Source organism: Nocardioides bigeumensis, assembly GCF_039531755.1.
GTDB lineage: Bacteria > Actinomycetota > Actinomycetes > Propionibacteriales > Nocardioidaceae > Nocardioides > Nocardioides bigeumensis.
This window is the reverse complement of record NZ_BAAAQQ010000011.1, coordinates 153,737-170,169: the sequence shown is the minus strand read 5'-3', so window position 1 is coordinate 170,169 and position 16,433 is coordinate 153,737. Positions and strand designations below refer to the sequence as shown.

Annotated in this window: 14 protein-coding genes; 9 read left to right on the top strand and 5 right to left on the bottom strand. The window is 70.9% G+C overall.

What is annotated here, in order from left to right; translation table 11 throughout:
* Positions 1 to 20: 20 nt before the first annotated feature.
* Positions 21 to 989: an EamA family transporter gene (locus ABD295_RS09880; RefSeq protein ID WP_344303538.1), complete on the top strand. Its 969-nt coding sequence runs from the start codon at positions 21 to 23 to the stop codon at positions 987 to 989.
* A 66-nt stretch (positions 990 to 1,055) separates the two neighbouring features.
* On the opposite strand, the gene ABD295_RS09875 is transcribed toward ABD295_RS09880, so the two are convergent.
* The 4 genes from ABD295_RS09875 to mce form a co-directional block, all read right to left on the bottom strand.
* The gene (locus ABD295_RS09875) at positions 1,056 to 2,147 is read right to left on the bottom strand and encodes an AI-2E family transporter (protein WP_344303537.1); all 1,092 of its coding nucleotides are present in this window, start codon (positions 2,145 to 2,147) and stop codon (positions 1,056 to 1,058) included.
* 146 nt (positions 2,148 to 2,293) lie between these two features.
* Positions 2,294 to 3,490 carry a coiled-coil domain-containing protein gene (locus tag ABD295_RS09870; RefSeq protein WP_344303536.1) on the bottom strand — a complete coding sequence of 399 codons (1,197 nt, stop codon included), beginning with the start codon at positions 3,488 to 3,490 and terminating at the stop codon, positions 2,294 to 2,296.
* A gap of 87 nt (positions 3,491 to 3,577) precedes the next feature.
* On the bottom strand, positions 3,578 to 4,918 hold the full coding sequence (gene ccrA / locus ABD295_RS09865; RefSeq protein WP_344303535.1) for a crotonyl-CoA carboxylase/reductase: 1,341 nt from the start codon (positions 4,916 to 4,918) through the stop codon (positions 3,578 to 3,580).
* Between the two features lie 57 nt (positions 4,919 to 4,975).
* Positions 4,976 to 5,518, bottom strand: a complete 543-nt coding sequence (mce, locus tag ABD295_RS09860; RefSeq protein ID WP_344303534.1) for a methylmalonyl-CoA epimerase — start codon at positions 5,516 to 5,518, stop codon at positions 4,976 to 4,978.
* Positions 5,519 to 5,708: 190 nt separating this feature from the next.
* Here mce and ABD295_RS09855 point away from each other — a divergent pair, with 190 nt between their 5' ends.
* The 7 genes from ABD295_RS09855 to ABD295_RS09825 all read left to right on the top strand — a co-directional run bounded on the left by ABD295_RS09855 (position 5,709) and on the right by ABD295_RS09825 (position 12,629).
* Entirely contained in the window at positions 5,709 to 6,911 is a 1,203-nt protein-coding gene (locus ABD295_RS09855) for an acetyl-CoA C-acetyltransferase (protein WP_344303533.1), read from the top strand.
* 8 nt (positions 6,912 to 6,919) lie between these two features.
* Positions 6,920 to 7,885 carry a methylmalonyl Co-A mutase-associated GTPase MeaB gene (gene meaB / locus ABD295_RS09850; RefSeq protein ID WP_344303532.1) on the top strand — a complete coding sequence of 322 codons (966 nt, stop codon included), beginning with the start codon at positions 6,920 to 6,922 and terminating at the stop codon, positions 7,883 to 7,885.
* A gap of 94 nt (positions 7,886 to 7,979) precedes the next feature.
* Complete coding sequence (locus tag ABD295_RS09845) at positions 7,980 to 8,474, top strand: MarR family winged helix-turn-helix transcriptional regulator (protein WP_344303531.1); 495 nt, start codon at positions 7,980 to 7,982, stop codon at positions 8,472 to 8,474.
* Between the two features lie 58 nt (positions 8,475 to 8,532).
* Entirely contained in the window at positions 8,533 to 9,090 is a 558-nt protein-coding gene (locus tag ABD295_RS09840; protein WP_344303530.1) for an MmcQ/YjbR family DNA-binding protein, read from the top strand.
* A gap of 39 nt (positions 9,091 to 9,129) precedes the next feature.
* Complete coding sequence (gene icmA / locus ABD295_RS09835) at positions 9,130 to 10,845, top strand: coenzyme B12-dependent isobutyryl-CoA mutase large subunit (protein WP_344303529.1); 1,716 nt, start codon at positions 9,130 to 9,132, stop codon at positions 10,843 to 10,845.
* 78 nt (positions 10,846 to 10,923) lie between these two features.
* The gene (locus ABD295_RS09830; protein ID WP_344303528.1) at positions 10,924 to 11,868 is read left to right on the top strand and encodes a co-chaperone YbbN; all 945 of its coding nucleotides are present in this window, start codon (positions 10,924 to 10,926) and stop codon (positions 11,866 to 11,868) included.
* 8 nt (positions 11,869 to 11,876) lie between these two features.
* A complete protein-coding gene (locus tag ABD295_RS09825) occupies positions 11,877 to 12,629 on the top strand; it encodes a class I SAM-dependent methyltransferase (RefSeq protein ID WP_344303527.1) in 753 nt (250 codons plus the stop codon).
* 64 nt (positions 12,630 to 12,693) lie between these two features.
* Here the strand turns inward: ABD295_RS09825 and ppdK are convergent, their stop codons facing one another.
* Positions 12,694 to 15,375 (bottom strand): pyruvate, phosphate dikinase, encoded by a 2,682-nt coding sequence (ppdK, locus tag ABD295_RS09820; RefSeq protein ID WP_344303525.1) that lies wholly within the window; start codon positions 15,373 to 15,375, stop codon positions 12,694 to 12,696.
* A gap of 31 nt (positions 15,376 to 15,406) precedes the next feature.
* On the opposite strand from ppdK, the gene ABD295_RS09815 reads away from it, so the two are divergent.
* A complete protein-coding gene (locus tag ABD295_RS09815; protein ID WP_344303524.1) occupies positions 15,407 to 16,402 on the top strand; it encodes a glycoside hydrolase family 32 protein in 996 nt (331 codons plus the stop codon).
* The last annotated feature ends 31 nt before the right edge of the window (positions 16,403 to 16,433 follow it).

The window sequence follows — 16,433 nt, the reverse complement described above, 5'->3', positions numbered from 1 at the left end:
ACCATCTAGCGTCATGTGCCATGACGGCGTTGACTCATGACATCGACCAGACCGTGCCGATGTCGCACCCGCGCGCGGGGCTGGCCCTGGCGCTCGGGTCCGCCGTGTCGTTCGGTCTCTCGGGAGCCCTGGCCCGCCCGCTCCTGGAGAGCGGGTGGAGCGCCGGCACCGTCTCCATGTTCCGCATCGCCATCGCCGGCCTGGCCGTCCTGCCCTTCGGGTTGTCGGCGCTGCGCGGTCGCTGGTCGCTGCTGCGCGCCAACGCCGGGACGCTGCTGCTCTACGGCCTGGTCGCGGTGACCGTCGCGCAGTTCTGCTACTTCTCCGCGGTGCGGCACATGGAGGTGGCTCCGGCGCTGCTGATCGAGTTCACCGCTCCCGCGACGGTGGTGGCCTGGATGTGGCTGCGGCACGGCCAGCGCCCCGGGCGGGTCACCTTCCTCGGGGCTGCGATCGCCGTGCTCGGACTGGTCCTGGTCCTCGACCTGCTCTCAGGCGCCGACCTCAGCACAGCCGGCGTGCTGTGGGCCCTGGCCGCGATGGTCGGGTGCACCACCCACTTCGTGGTCTCCGGCGACACCACCAACGGGCTGCCGCCGCTCACCCTGGCCGCGGGGGGCTTCGTGGTCGCGACCGTCGCGCTCGCGACCCTGGGCCTGACCGGGCTGCTGCCGATGGCCACCGCGTCGGAGCAGGTGACGTACGCCGGCACGTCGGTCTCGCCCTGGGTCGTGCTGGTCACCCTCGGGCTGGTCACCGCCGCCCTGCCCTACACCCTCGGCATCGCCGCCGCGCGCCACCTCGGCTCGCGACTGGCGTCCTTCGTCGCGCTCAGCGAGGTCGTCGCCGGTGTCCTGTGGGCGATCGTGCTGCTCGGCGAGGTGCCGCGCCCGGTGCAGGTGCTGGGGGGCGTGCTGATCCTGACGGGGGTCGTCGCGGTCAAGCTCGGCGAGCGCTCGATCCGGACAGTCGACCCGTTGCCGGTCTGAGGGTCGGCCTCGGGCCGCCGGTGGTCTCGTGACGGTCGCTGCGCGACCTCCGACCACCGAGGACCGCTATCTGGCGTCCTGCTTCTTGATGACGATCTCGCGGGTGAGCATCAGGATCGCGGCGGCGGTGGGGATGGCCAGGAGCGCGCCGACGACACCTAGGAGGGCGGCGCCGACGAGGGCCGCGATGACCGTGACCGCCCCGGGGATGTCGACCGAGCGGGACATCACGCGGGGGTAGATCAGGTAGTTCTCGACCTGCTGGTAGATCACGTAGAAGATCACGCAGGCCAGGCCGATCTTCGGGTCCTCCGCGAAGGCGATGGCGCTCACGAGCACGGCGCCGATCGTGGCGCCGATCATGGGGATGACGTCGAGCAGCGCGACCACGAAGGCCAGCGCGACGGCGTACTCGCCCAGGCCGACGATGAACAGGAAGATCAGCGACGACACGCCCGCGCAGACGGCGACGATGAAGGCGCCCGAGACATAGCCGCCGACCGACTCGATCACCCGGTCGCCGAGCTTGCTGACCCGGTCGCGCCGCGACGCGGGAGCCAGCCGGTAGAGCGCGTTCTTGGTCGTCTCCAGGCCGGCGAGGAAGTAGAGCGTCAGCACGATGATGACGAACGCGTTGGCGAAGGCCGACAGCACCCGCAGGCCGAAGCCGAGCACGCCGCCGAAGAGACCGGAGGCCCAGTTGCCCTGCGAGACGTAGTCGCGCACGCGGTCGATGACGTCGTACTTGTCGTCGAGCTCTTGGACGTAGTGGTTGCCCTGCAGCTGGTCCAGCCACTGGGGCGCGTTGTCAGAGATGCCGGCGACCTGGTCGCTGATGACAGGGCCGATCGCCATCACGAAGAGGGTGAGGCCGATCAGCACCCACACGATCACCATGAGCACGGCGTAGGAGCGGCGCAGGCCGCGCCGGACGATCGCCTCCACGACCGGGTTGAGCCCCGCGGCCAGGAACAGGGCGACGACGATCAGGATCAGGACGCTGGAGATCCGCTGGACCTGCTGGCCGAGGAAGATCGCCAGCAGCGCGCCCGCAGCGCCGAAGAAGCCGATGTAGAACGGCGAGTGGCGCGACAGGGGGCGCCCGGGCTCGCCCAGGTCCTCGGACTCGTCTGAGTCGTCAGCGCCGGCGTCGACCATCTCGTCGAGGTCGGGGCGGTCCTCCTCCGGCCGGGCGTCGGCGGGGGCTGCGTCCTCAGCCCGCTCCGCCGCCTCCTCGGCGCGGAAGGCGGCCTCTCGGGCGGTCTCGGCTGCCTCATCGGCAACCTTCGCCGCCTTGCGGCCGATCAGGACTCGTCCTTGACGTCCGCGGGCTCGTCCTCGGTGAAGCCCTCCACGACGTCGCGCAGCGACGCGAGCTGGGCCACGATCGTGTCGCGGCGCCGGGAGACGCGGCTGATCTCGGCCTTGACGGCCGCGAGCTCCCGGTCTGCCTGGGCGGTGCCGGTCGCGGTGATCGAGTCGGCCTGCTTCTGCGCCGAGCTGACGATCTGCTCGGCCTCGCGGCGGGCCCGCTGCAGCAGCGCCTCCGCCTCGGTCTTGGCCTGTTGACGCTGGCTGCTCGCGTGGCTGGTCGCCTCGCGGGCCCGTTCCTCGGCCGCGCTCGCCCGCTGCTCGGCCTCGGTCACCAGGCGCTGGGTCTCGGCGGTCGCGGTGGCGTGGTGGTCGGTGGCCTCCTTGGCCAGCCGCTCCTTCTCCACCGCCAGCGTGCGCCGCGCTTCCTGGACCTCGCGGTCTGCGGCGGCCCGCGCCTGCTCGGCGTCCCGCTTGGCCGTCACCCGCAGCTCGTTGGCCTCCTGCTGGGCCGCCAGCCGCAGCTGGTCGGCCTCGCGCTTGGCCGAGGCGAGGATGTCGCCGGCCTCACCCTCAGCGAGGCTGCGCTCCTGGTCGGCGTCGGCCTTCGCCCGGGCCCGCATCTCGTCGAGCTCCTTGAGCTGGACCACGCGCATGTCATCGGCCTCGCGGGCCGCGTCGGCGCGGATCGCGTCGGCGTCCTTGGTCGCCTGCGACCTGATCTCGGCCGCCTCCCGCGCGGCGTCGTCGCGGACCTCGTTGGCCTCTTCCTCGGCGAGCCGCAGCATCGTGGTGGCCCGGCCGCCCAGACCGGCGTACGACGGCTCCTCGTGCTCGGCCAGCTGCTCGCGCAGGGTGGCCAGCTCGGCCTCCAGCTCACCCATCCGCCGGTGCGCGCGCTCGGCGTCCTGTCGCGCGGCAGCCACGGCCTGGTCGGCGCTGCGGAAGTGTGCGTCGACGGCCTCCCGGTCGTAACCACCGCGACGGACGGCCGGGAACGCCGGCGCTCCGCCTGCGGGCGGGCGGGCGGGAGCGCCCTGTGGCGCGGCGGGCCGCGGAGACTGCGCAGGGACCGGTGGCAGGACCCGGGTGCGGTCCTCCCGCTCGACGGGTCGGGAGTCCTGAGCAGGAACCTCGGCCGTCTCGTCGAAGATCGACAGACCAGTGTCGTCGCGGTCGTCACGCGCCATGAGTTGCACCCTCCACCTCGAGACCCCTGGGGGCGGGTCCCGTTCGCCGTGTGGGTCCTCAGTCTGGCATGGCCCTGCAGGGGCCCGTCACACCCCGCGGAAGCGGTTGATGGCGTCGAGGTGCTGAGCGCGCAGCTCGTGGTCGCGCACGCCCAGGCCCTCCTCGGGGGACAGGCACAGCACGCCGACCTTCCCCTGGTGGAGGTTCTTGTGGACGTCGAGCGCGGCCTGGCCGGTCTCGTCGAGGCGGTAGGTCCGGGAGAGCGTCGGGTGGATCCGGCCCTTCGCGATGAGCCGGTTCGCCTCCCACGACTCGCGGTAGTTGGCGAAGTGGCTGGAGATGATCCGCTTGAGGTTCATCCAGAGGTAGCGGTTGTCGTACTCGTGCATGAAGCCCGTCGTCGACGCGCAGGTGGTGATCGTGCCGCCCTTGCGGGTGACGTAGACCGAGGCCCCGAAGGTCTCCCGGCCGGGGTGCTCGAAGACGATGTCGATGTCCTCGCCGCCGGTGAGCTCGCGGATCTTGGCGCCGAAGCGCTTCCACTCGCGAGGATCCTGCTCGGTGCCCTCGTCGTTCCAGAAGTGGTAGTCCTCCTCGGACCTGTTGATGATGAGCTCGGCGCCCATCGACCGGCAGATCGCCGCCTTCTCGTCGTTCGACACCACGCAGACCGGGATCGCGCCGCCGTTGAGGGCGTACTGCGTGGCGAAGCCGCCCAGGCCTCCGGACGCGCCCCAGACCAGCACGTTGTCGCCCTGCTTCATGTCGCCGCCGTTCTTGGAGACGAGCTGGCGGTACGCCGTGCAGTTCACCAGGCCGGGGGAGGCGGCCTCCTCCCAGGTGAGGTGCTCGGCCTTGGGCATCAGCTGGTTGGCCTTGACCAGGGCCACCTCGGCGAGCCCGCCGAAGTTGGTCTCGAAGCCCCAGATGCGCTGCTCGTTGTCGAGCATCGTGTCGTTGTGCCCGTCAGGCGACTCCAGCTCGACGGACAGACAGTGGGCGACGACGCGGTCTCCTGGACGCCACTTGGTGACGCCGGCACCGGTCGCGAGGACGACGCCGGACAGGTCGGAGCCGACGACGTGGTAGGGCAGGTCGTGGCGCTTGGTGAGCTCGGAGAGCCGGCCGTAGCGCTCGAGGAAGCCGAAGGTGGACACCGGCTCGAAGATCGAGGTCCAGACGGTGTTGTAGTTGATCGCGCTGGCCATCACCGCCACCAACGCCTCGCCGGGGCCGAGCTCGGGCAGCGGCACCTCCTCGACGTGCAGCGACTTGCGTGGGTCCTTTTCCTTGCTCTCCTGGCCCTCGAACATGTCGACCTCGTCCTTGTGCACCGTCACGGCGCGGTAGGACTCGGGCAGGGGGAGTGCGGCGTAGTCCTCGGCCGAGGTGGTCTCGGCCTGGATGGCCTCGAGGATGTGCTGCACGGTGTCTCCTCAACAGGTGGAGTGGATCGGTTTCGTGACGGTCGCTGCGCGACCTGCTCAACCACCGGTGATCGCGGGCTCGACGAGCTCGACGAGCACGCCCCCCGCGTCCTTGGGGTGGACGAAGTTGATGCGGGAGCCGGCCGTGCCGCGACGTGGCTCGTCGTAGAGCAGGCGCAGGCCGCGGTCCCGGAGCGTCGCGGACGCCTCCTCGACGTCGTGGACCCGGAAGGCGAGCTGCTGGAGACCGGGACCGCTGCGATCGAGGAACTTCGCGATCGTCGAGCTCTCGTCGAGCGGTGCGAGCAGCTGGAGGCAGGGGCCGCCGGGCGTCGCGTCGAAGCCGACCATCGCCTCGCGCACGCCCTGCTCGGTGTTGGTCTCCTCGTGGAGCACGGTCATGCCGTAGGTGTCGCGGTAGAAGGCGAGCGCCTCGTCGAGGTCGGGCACGGCGATGCCGACGTGGTCGATGCCGATCAGCAGGTGGGCCGGCAGGATGCTCGCCGAGTCTTCCGGCCGGTCGTCGGGCCGGTCGTCGGGCCGGTCGTCGGGCCGGTCGTCGGGCCGGTCGTCGGGCTCGTCGTCGGGGTGGGGCTGCATGCGCGTCATGGTGGCGTGCCAGGTCCTCGTGTGGCCACAGGTGTGACCGGTTACTCATCGGTTCTCGGCCGCTCGCCCGGGTTCCTGTGACCTGTTCCTCACCGCGCGGAGGTCTCTCGGCCTGCCGCCCGATGCGCTGGGACGGGTACTGTCCGAAGCAGGATTCCTGACTCTTCTGGAGGCACAGCACATGACCACGCCCAACTCTGTGTCGGTGATCGTCGCGGGTGCCCGCACCCCCATCGGTCGGCTGCTCGGCGGCCTGAAGGACCAGAGCGCGGCGGCGCTCGGCGGCGTCGCCATCAAGGGCGCGCTCGACAAGGCCGGTGTCAGCGGCGACCAGGTCGACTACGTGATCATGGGCCAGGTCATCCAGGCCGGTGCCGGCCAGAACCCCGCGCGAACCGCCGCCGTCGCGGGTGGCGTGCCGATGACCGTCCCCTCGATCACCATCAACAAGGTGTGCCTCTCCGGCGTCAACGCGATCGCGATGGCCGACCAGCTGATCCGCGCGGGCGAGGTCGAGATCGTGGTGGCGGGCGGCATGGAGTCGATGACCCAGGCGCCGCACCTGCTCCCCAAGTCGCGTGAGGGCTTCAAGTACGGCGACACCGCCCTCGTGGACTCGATGGCCTACGACGCCCTCTGGGACCAGGTCACCTCGCAGGCCATGGGCATGCTCACCGAGGACTGCAACAAGGCGTCCGACGGGCTGACTCGCGAGGAGCAGGACGAGTTCGCGGCCGCGTCGCACCAGCGGGCCGCCGCTGCCTGGAAGAACGGCGTCTTCGACGACGAGGTCGTTCCGGTCGAGATCCCGCAGCGCCGGGGCGAGCCCGTGGTCGTCTCGCAGGACGAGGGTGTGCGCGGCGACACGACCGCCGAGTCGCTCGGCAAGCTGCGACCGGCCTTCGCCAAGGACGGCACGATCACGGCCGGCTCGGCGTCCCAGATCTCCGACGGTGCCTGCGCCGTGGTCGTGATGAGCAAGGAGAAGGCCGAGTCGCTCGGGCTGGCCTGGCTCGCGGAGATCGGTGCGCACGCGCAGGTCGCCGGTCCGGACTCCACGCTGCAGCTCCAGCCCGCACGAGCGACCGCGAAGGCCTGTGCGAAGGACGGCATCGCCCCCACCGACCTCGACCTCGTCGAGTTCAACGAGGCGTTCGCGGCCGTCGGCATCGCCTCCACCCGCGATCTCGGTCTCGACCCCGACAAGGTCAACGTCAACGGCGGGGCGATCGCGCTGGGTCACCCGGTCGGCATGTCCGGTGCGCGGATCGTGCTGCACCTCGCCCTCGAGCTCCAGCGTCGCGGCGGCGGCGTCGGTGCGGCCGCGCTGTGCGGCGGCGGCGGTCAGGGCGATGCCCTGATCGTGCGCGTGCCCCCCGCTTGAGCAGCAGCGTGAGTCGTCGCAGCCAGGGATCCGTCCCCGACCTGGTCGAGCGCGCCCGCGCCGGCGACCCGCGGGCTGTCGCGCGGCTCATCTCCCTGGTCGAGGACGCCTCACCGCTCCTGCGCGAGGTGATGGCGGCGCTGGCGCCGCACACAGGTCACGCGCACGTCATCGGCATCACGGGCTCACCGGGCGTCGGCAAGTCGACCTGCACCAGCGCTCTGGTGACCGAGCTGCGTCGCGAGGGCAAGCGCGTCGGCGTGCTCGCCGTCGACCCCTCCTCGCCGTTCTCCGGCGGTGCGCTGCTCGGTGACCGGGTGCGGATGCAGGACCACGCCCTCGACCGTGACGTCTACATCCGCTCGATGGCGTCGCGCGGTCACCTCGGCGGCCTGGCATGGACGACTCCGCAGGCACTGCGCGTGCTCGACGCCGCCGGCTGTGACGTGGTCCTGGTGGAGACCGTGGGCGTGGGTCAGAGCGAGGTCGAGATCGCTGGGCTCGCCGACACCACGCTGGTCCTCATGGCACCGGGCATGGGCGACGGGATCCAGGCCGCCAAAGCGGGCATCCTCGAGATCGGCGACCTCTACGTCGTCAACAAGGCCGACCGCGACGGCGCCGACCAGGTCCGCAAGGACCTGCGCTCGATGCTGGCGCTCTCGGACCTGGCCGAGGGTTCCTGGAAACCTCCGATCGTGAAGACCGTGGCCGCCAAGAGCGAGGGCATCGACGAGCTCGCCGCCGAGATCGCGCGGCACCACGACTGGCTCGAGTCGTCCGGCGAGCTGGCGGCGCGTCGGACGCGCCGGGCCCGCGACGAGGTCGAGGCCATCGCGGTCACCGCGCTGCGCGAGCGGTGGGGCGACGTGCACGGGCGCTCCGAGCTCGACGACCTCGCCGCTGCCGTCGCCGCAGGCGAGACCGATCCCTACACCGCCGCAGACGAGCTTCTGGACGCGTACGCCGACTGACCGGGTGCGGATGGTCTCGACCTTCCGCTCATTCGGGGGGTCGAGCCGAGTCGAGACCTCGCTGCGCGACCACCGACCCCTAGGCTCGTTCGCGATGAGCCTGCCCTTCGACCCGATCGACGAGGCGGCCCGGCAGTGGGAGCAGCGCTGGGCGGCCGTCCCGGCGATGCACGCGGTCACGTCGCTGATGCGCGTGCAGCAGCTCGTGCTGGCCAATCTCGACGCGCTGCTCAAGCCGTTGGGACTCTCCTTCGCGCGCTACGAGGCGCTGGTCCTGCTGGTGTTCTCGTCGAGGGGGGCGTTGCCGCTCGGCAAGATGGGGGAGCGGCTGCAGGTGCATCCGACGTCGGTCACCTCCATCGTGCAGCGGCTCGAAGCGGCGGGGCTGGTGACCCGGCACCGCGACGCCGTCGACGGCCGCATCGTGCTCGCCGAGATCACCGAGGCCGGGCGGGCGTTGGTCGAGGAGGCCACCGAGCGGCTGGTCGGCGCCGACTTCGCGCTCGGCGACCTGGCCGACGACGAGCTCAGGGCGCTGTCGGAGCTGTTGCGGCCGGTGCGCCGGGCCGCGGGCGACTACGGACCGTGACCCCGCCGTGACCCCGGCATGACCCCCGTGACCCCGGCATGACCCCCAGGACCCCGGCATGACCACCGCGGACGCCGTGCGCCGTGTGGCGCAGGACCTGCCGCGCAGCTATGAGGTCCAGGTCCGCGGCCGGTGGAAGCTCCGCGTGGGTCAGATCGTCTACGTCGCGTTCAGCAAGGACGAGCTGGAGATGGGGTTCGGCTTCCCCAAGGCCGAGCGTGACGGGTTGATCGCCTCGGACCCCGAGACGTTCTTCCTGCCCGGCGCGGCCGACCTGCGCTACCAGTGGGTCTGCGCACACCTGCCGCGGCTGTCCGACGGGGAGATGCGCGAGCTGGTCGTCGATGCGTGGCGGATGTGCACGCCCAAGATGCTCCACGAGCTCCCGGAGCTCCCAGCGCCTGCGGCGCGCACGTGGGCGCTGGTCGAGCAACAGGAGTGGGGCGAGGTGCGTCAGCTCCTGCATCCCTACGTGCACTTCGCCGACGATCCGACCGGCGTGCACCTGCGGGGGCGCAACCAGGTGCTGGCCCACCTCCGCGAGCACCCGACCCCGCGGCCGCCGACGTCGGTCGACGTGCGCGACGGTCAGGTCTGTCGATGGGTACGACGCTGATGGTTTGGACAAATTAGTAGGACGTCCTAGTATTTCGCCATGACGGACCCGCGCACGTCCGAGACCGCTCGTTCCCGTTGGCAGGAGCGGTACGACGCCGCGCTCGACAAGGGCGGCGTCCGAGACACCGACTTCACGACACTGAGCGGGATGGAGGTCGCGCCGGCGTACGGCACCGACGAGTCGGAGTGGCCCGGCCAGTTCCCCTTCACCCGCGGCCTCTACCCCACGGGCTACCGCGGGCGGACGTGGACGATCCGGCAGTTCGCGGGCTTCGGCAACGCCGAGCAGACCAACGAGCGCTACCGGATGATCCTCGGGCGCGGCGGTGGCGGGCTGTCGGTGGCCTTCGACATGCCGACCCTCATGGGGCGTGACTCCGACGACCCGATGAGCCTCGGCGAGGTCGGCCACTGCGGGGTCGCCATCGACTCGGCCGCCGACATGGAGCGCCTCTTCGACGGCATCGACCTCGGTCAGGTGACGACCTCGATGACGATCAGCGGTCCCGCCGTCCCGGTCTTCTGCATGATGATCGTCGCCGCGGAGCGGGCCGGCGTCGACACGGGGTCTCTCAACGGCACCTTGCAGACCGACATCTTCAAGGAGTACATCGCCCAGAAGGAGTGGCTCTTCGGACCCGAGCCGCACCTGCGCCTGATCGGCGACCTGATGGAGTACTGCGCGGAGAAGATCCCGGCGTACAAGCCGCTCTCGGTCTCCGGTTACCACATCCGCGAGGCCGGCTCGACGGCTGCGCAGGAGCTGGCCTACACCCTGGCCGACGGCTTCGGGTACGTCGAGCTGGGTCTCAGCCGCGGCCTCGACGTCGACGTCTTCGCGCCCGGGCTGTCGTTCTTCTTCGACGCCCACGTCGACTTCTTCGAGGAGATCGCCAAGTTCCGTGCCGCCCGCCGCATCTGGGCCCGGTGGCTGCGCGACGTCTACGGCGCGAAGTCCGAGAAGGCGCAGTGGCTGCGGTTCCACACCCAGACCGCGGGCGTCTCGCTCACCGCGCAGCAGCCCTACAACAACGTCGTCCGCACCGGCATCGAGGCGCTTGCCGCGGTGCTCGGCGGCACCAACTCCCTGCACACCAACGCCCTCGACGAGACGCTGGCCCTGCCGAGCGAGCAGGCCGCCGAGATCGCCCTGCGCACCCAGCAGGTGATCATGGAGGAGACCGGCGTCGTCAACGTCGCGGACCCCCTGGGTGGCAGCTGGTACGTCGAGGCGCTCACCGACAAGCTCGAGGCCGAGGCGAACGCCATCTTCGACAAGATCCTCTCGATGGGCGGCAGCACGCTGACCTCCGCCGACGTGGAGGGGCTGGCCGCGGCGACCCGCGACGGCGAGACCCCCGTCACCAAGGGCCTGCTGCGCGGCATCGAGGAGGGCTGGTTCATGTCCGAGATCGCCGAGGCGGCCTTCCAGTACCAGGTCGCCCTGGAGAAGAAGGACAAGAGGATCGTCGGCGTGAACTGCCACGAGGAGTCGGTGACCCACGAGCTGGAGATCCTCCGGGTCTCCCACGAGGTCGAGGTCGACCAGGTGCGCCACCTGGCGGAGCGCAAGAGCGCCCGCGACGACGCAGCCGTCTCCGCGGCGATCCAGAGGATGGTGGAGGTCGGGCGCACCGACGGCAACATGATCGAGTCGATGCTGGAGGCCGTCCGCGTCGAGGCCACGCTCGGCGAGATCTGCGACGCGCTGCGCGACGAGTGGGGCGTGTACAGGGAGCCGGCTCGATTCTGAGCCGCAGAGGTCTCGTGACTCGGTCGCTGCGCGACCTCCTCGACCGCCGGGCTGTGGTCGCTCCCTAGGATGAACGGCATGACGCAGCAGCCGTTCAGCCGTCCTGGCGCGATCGACCTCTCCGGCCTCAACCGTCCCGCCGGCGGTGCCCCCGCGGCGCCCGCCGGGGGCGGGGGAGCAGCGCCGGGCGGCTCGGCGTACAGCGTCCAGGTCAACGAGCAGAACATCAACGACGTCGTCCAGGCGTCGATGACCGCGCCGGTCATGCTGGTCTTCTACTCCACGTCCCGGGTGCCCGAGAGCGTCGCGATGGCCAACGACGTGGCGACGGTCGCGGGGGAGTACGACGGCCGCTTCCTCGCCGCGCTGGTCGACATCGACCAGGCGCCGCAGATCGCGCAGATGATGCAGATCCCGACCGTGCCGCTGATCCTCGTGCTGCTCGACGGCCGGCCGGCCTCGCAGCCGCTGCAGGGGCTCATCCAGATCGACGAGCTGCGGGCGCTGTTCAACCAGATGGGCCAGCAGCTGACCGCGCAGGGCGTCGCGGGCCGGCACCAGCCGCGCGTCGCGGCCGGGCCCGCCGCCGACGAGGATGGCGAGCCCGCGCTCGACCCGCGCTACCGGCCCGCCCAGGCCGCGCTGGAGGCCGGCGACATCGACGGTGCCGTGGCGGCGTACCAGAAGCTCGTCGACGCCAACCCTGCCGACACCGAAGCGGCCGCGGGCCTCGCGATGGCCAAGGTGCTGCAGCGCACGGCCGGCGTCGACCTGAACGCCGCCCGGGAGGCCGCCGCCGCGAACCCCGACGACGTCGACGCCCAGACCTTGGTCGCCGACCTGGACCTGCTGGGCGGCCACGTCGACGACGCGTTCGACCGGCTCGTCGAGCTGGTACGTCGCACCACCGACAAGGAGCGCGACAGGGCGCGTGAGCACCTGCTCGCGCTGTTCGCCGCCGTCGGCAACGCCGACCCGCGGGTGCTCAAGGGCCGCCAGAAGCTGGCTTCGGCGCTGTTCTAGTCCGTCCGATGAGCCAGGAGCTCTACTCGCACGCGAGGCTGTACGACCTGATGTTCCCCGGTGTCGACGCCGCCATCGAGTTCTATCGGGGCGAGGCCGGCCGGCAAGGCGGGCGCGTGCTGGAGCTGGGGTGCGGAACGGGGCAGAAGCTGATCCCCATCGCGTCGGACGGGCTTGCGTGCGTCGGTCTGGACCTCTCGTCGGACATGCTCACCGAGGCTCGGCGCAAGGCGGACGAGCGCGGCGTGGCCGTGGAGTGGACGCAGGGCGACATGCGCGAGCTCGACCTGGACCGCACCTTCGACTTCGTGTTCATCGCGGCCAACTCGCTCCTGCACCTGCACCACGCCGACGACCTGCTGAGCTGCCTGCGCGCGGTCCGTCGACACCTGGCGCCTGGGGCTCGGCTGGTCCTCGACGTCTTCAACCCGAGCGTGCGCGTCCTCGCGGGGGCCGACGGCCTACGGCGCACCCGGGACTCGTTGAGCTTCGTGGACCCGGACCGCGGCCGTGTGAGCGTCGATGTCGCGGAGACGTACGACGCGCCCGCGCAGGTCACGCGCGCGACGTGGTACTTGTCGACGGACGACGAGCCCGACTTCGTGGTGGCGCCGCTCGAGATGAGAAGCATCTTCCCGCAGGAGCTGCCCCTCCTCCTCTCGCTCGGGGGACTGCGGCTCGTCGCGCGCTACGGGGACTGGTCCGGTCGACCCTTCGGCGGGGACTCTCAGACTCAGGTCTGCATCTGCGAGGCGGCTTGATCGGCTGGGGCGCGGAGGGTGGTCTCGACCGTCCGCTCGCTGCGCTCGCTGCTCGACCAACGAGCTAGTCGCGCGCGTCGATCGCCGACCGGCCTGCCTCCAGGCGGGCGACGGGGACGCGGAAGGGCGAGCACGAGACGTAGTCGAGCCCCACCTCGTCGAAGAAGTGCACCGAGCGCGGGTCGCCGCCATGCTCGCCGCAGACGCCGAGCTTGAGATCGGGGCGGGCGCCTCGACCGAGCTCGACGGCCTTCCTCACCAGCGCGCCGACCCCCTCGACGTCGAGCGACTCGAACGGCGAGACCGGGAACACGCCCTGCTCGAGGTAGTTCGAGAAGAACGACGCCTCCACGTCGTCGCGCGAGAAGCCCCACGTCATCTGGGTCAGGTCGTTGGTCCCGAACGAGAAGAACTGCGCGGAGCCGGCGATCTGGTCGGCGGTGAGCGCGGCCCGGGGGAGCTCGATCATCGTGCCGACCAGGAACGGCACCTCGACGCCTTCGGCGTCCTGCACCTCGCGGGCGACCTTCATGATCTTGTCCCTGACCAGGTCCAGCTCACGCACCGACGCGACCAGCGGGATCATGATCTCGGGCTCGGCGCGGCCGCCGGCCCTGATCCGCGCCGCGGCGGCCTCCAGGATCGCGCGGGCCTGCATGACGAAGAGCCCGGGGATCACGATGCCGAGGCGGACGCCGCGCAGGCCCAGCATCGGGTTGGACTCGTGCAGACGCTGCACGGCGGCGAGCAGCTTGCGCTGCCGCTTCTTGCGGTGGCCGCGTACGTCGGCGACCGCCATCGCCACCGACAGCTCGGTGATGTCGGGGAGGAACTCGTGCAGGGGCGGGTCGATCATCCGGATCGTGACCGGCAGGCCGTCCATCGCCTCGAAGATCTCGCCGAAGTCGGCGCGCTGGAGCGGCAGCAGCTCGTCGAGCGCCTTCTCCTGCTCCTCCTCGCTCTCGGCGACGATGAGGTTCTCCACCAAGCCGCGCCGGTCGCCGAGGAACATGTGCTCCGTGCGGCACAGGCCGATGCCCTGGGCACCGAACTTGCGGGCCCGGCCGGCGTCCTCGGCGGTGTCGGCGTTGGTGCGCACCTTGAGCCGACGGGCGGCGTCGGCGTGCGCCATCAGCCGGGACACCGCCTCGACGATCGGCTCGTCCAAGGTCTCGCCCTCGAAGTAGCGGACCACGAACGAGTCGACGACAGGGACGGCGCCGTCGAAGACCTCGCCGGTCGACCCGTCGATGGAGATCACGTCGCCCTCGCGGATGGTCTTGCCGCCACGGACCGTGAACTCGCCCTCGCGGGTGTCCACGTCGAGCGCCTCCGCGCCGCACACGCACGTGCGGCCCATGCCGCGGGCGACGACCGCGGCGTGCGACGTCTTGCCGCCGCGGCTGGTGAGGACGCCGCGGGCGACCATCATCCCGTGGAGGTCCTCGGGGGTGGTCTCCTTGCGGACCAGGATGACGTCCTCGCCGTTCTCGGCCCACTCCACCGCGGTCGCCCAGTCGAAGACGGCCTTGCCGACAGCGGCGCCCGGGGACGCGTTCATGCCCTTGGCCAGGAGCGTGCGCTCGGCGTGCGTGTCGAACCGGGGGAACATCAGGTTGGCCAGCTGCTCACCGGTGACCCGGCGCAGCGCCTCGTCCATGTCGATCAGGCCCTCGTCGGCCATGTGCACGGCGATGCGGAACGCCGCCTCGGGGGTGCGCTTGCCGACCCGGGTCTGGAGCATCCAGAGCTTGCCCTGCTCGACGGTGAACTCGATGTCGCACATGTCGTGGTAATGCGCCTCGAGCTTGGTCATGATCGCCAGCAGCTCGTCGTGCGACTTCTTGTCGATCTTCTCCATGTCGGCCAATGACACGGTGTTGCGGATGCCCGCGACGACGTCCTCACCCTGGGCGTTCTGGAGGTAGTCGCCGTACTCACCCTGGTTGCCGCTCGCGGGGTCGCGGGTGAAGCAGACGCCCGAGCCCGACGTCATGCCGCGGTTGCCGAAGACCATCGCCTGGATGTTGACGGCCGTGCCGAGGTCCTCGGGGATGCGCTCCTGGCGGCGGTAGAGCACGGCGCGGTCGGTGTTCCACGAGTCGAAGACGGCCTTGACCGCGAGGTCCATCTGCTCACGCGGGTCCTGGGGGAACTCCCGGCCGGCGTGCTCGCGGATGATGCCCTTGAAGGTCTCGACGAGGCCGCGCAGGTCCTCGACGTCGAGGTCGAGGTCCTCGACGGTGCCCTTCTGCTCCTTGAGGTCGTCGAGGGCTTCGGAGAAGTGCTCGCCGTGGATGCCGAGCACCGTGCCGCCGAACATCGACAACAGGCGACGGTAGGAGTCCAGGGCGAAGCGCTCGTCGTCGCTCTGCTGCGCGAGGCCCTGGATCGACTCGTCGTTGAGACCGATGTTGAGGACCGTCTCCATCATCCCCGGCATGGAGAACTTGGCGCCGCTGCGGACGCTGACCAGCAAGGGATCCGCCGGGTCGCCGAGGCGCCGGCCCATCTTCTCCTCGAGGCTGGCCAGGTGTGCGCTGACCTCCTCGGCGAGGCCGGCCGGGTTGTCGCCCTCCTTGAGGTAGGCGCGACACGCTTCGGTTGAGATGGTGAAGCCGGGAGGCACGGGCAGCCCGAGGTTGGTCATCTCGGCAAGGTTGGCGCCCTTGCCGCCGAGCAGGTCCTTCTGGTCCCGGTCACCCTCTGCGAAGTCGAACACGTAGGTCCCCATGGCCCGATCCAAGCATTGTTCGCCTGCGACCGATACTGGTCTCGTGTCGAGACCTGCCCTGCACCACACCGTGGCGTCCGGGTGGGTGAACGACCCGCTCGGGCTCACCTTCCACCGGCACGAGCACGAAGGCCGTTACCACCTGTTCTTCCAATACGTGCCCGGCCGCACGACGTGGGACGTCGGCTGTCACTGGGGCCACGCGACGAGTCCGGATCTCGTGGCGTGGACGGCCGAGCCGGTGGCACTGTCGCCGGACGGTGACGAGGACGGGGTCTGGTCGGGGAGCCTGGTCCTCGACGCCGATACGCCGACGATCTTCTACACCGCGGTCGACGCCGACGACCCGGAGATCGGACGGGTACGCCGCGCGGTCGCGCTCGATCCCGACTGGCGGGCGTGGGAGAAGCGGGACGTGGTCGTGCGGCTGCCCGACGGCGAGCCGGCGGTGGCGTTCCGGGACCCGTTCGTCTACCGCTCCGCCAACGGCGAGGGCTGGCGGATGCTGCTCGGCGGAGGGCTCTCTGACGGCCGGCCTGCGGTGTGGATGTTCACCTCGCCGGACCTGCTGACGTGGGAGTACGCCGGCCGGCTGGACGGGTCCGGGGAGAGCGGGTCGGTCTGGGAGTGCCCGATGCTGCTGCGCGTGGGCGGCCGGTCGGTGCTGGTAGTGGCCGACGGCGAGCTCGGCCGGGGTTCGCACGCGTCGTACGCCTGGGTCGACGAGGACGGCGACCAGCTGGTGCCGGGCCCGTGGCGCCGCTTGTCGTACGGCGCCTACTACGCCGCGTCGCCCTTCGTGGACGCCGATGGCCGCGTGGGGCTGGTGCACTGGATCCGCGACGTCGCAGGCGACGGTTGGGCCGGCGCGCACAGCCTTCCGCACCTGCTCTCGCGGGAGGGCGACCTCCTGGTCGCCCGGCCGCACCCGGCCTTCGAGGCGCAGACGCGTCGGACGGGTGGCGTTCAGGTCGTGGTGGACGGGCCGGTCGTCGAGGTGTTCAGCCCGGCGGGGGTGCTCGCGGTCACCTCGGGCTGACGGGGGTTCGAGACGGTCGCCGCGCGACCTC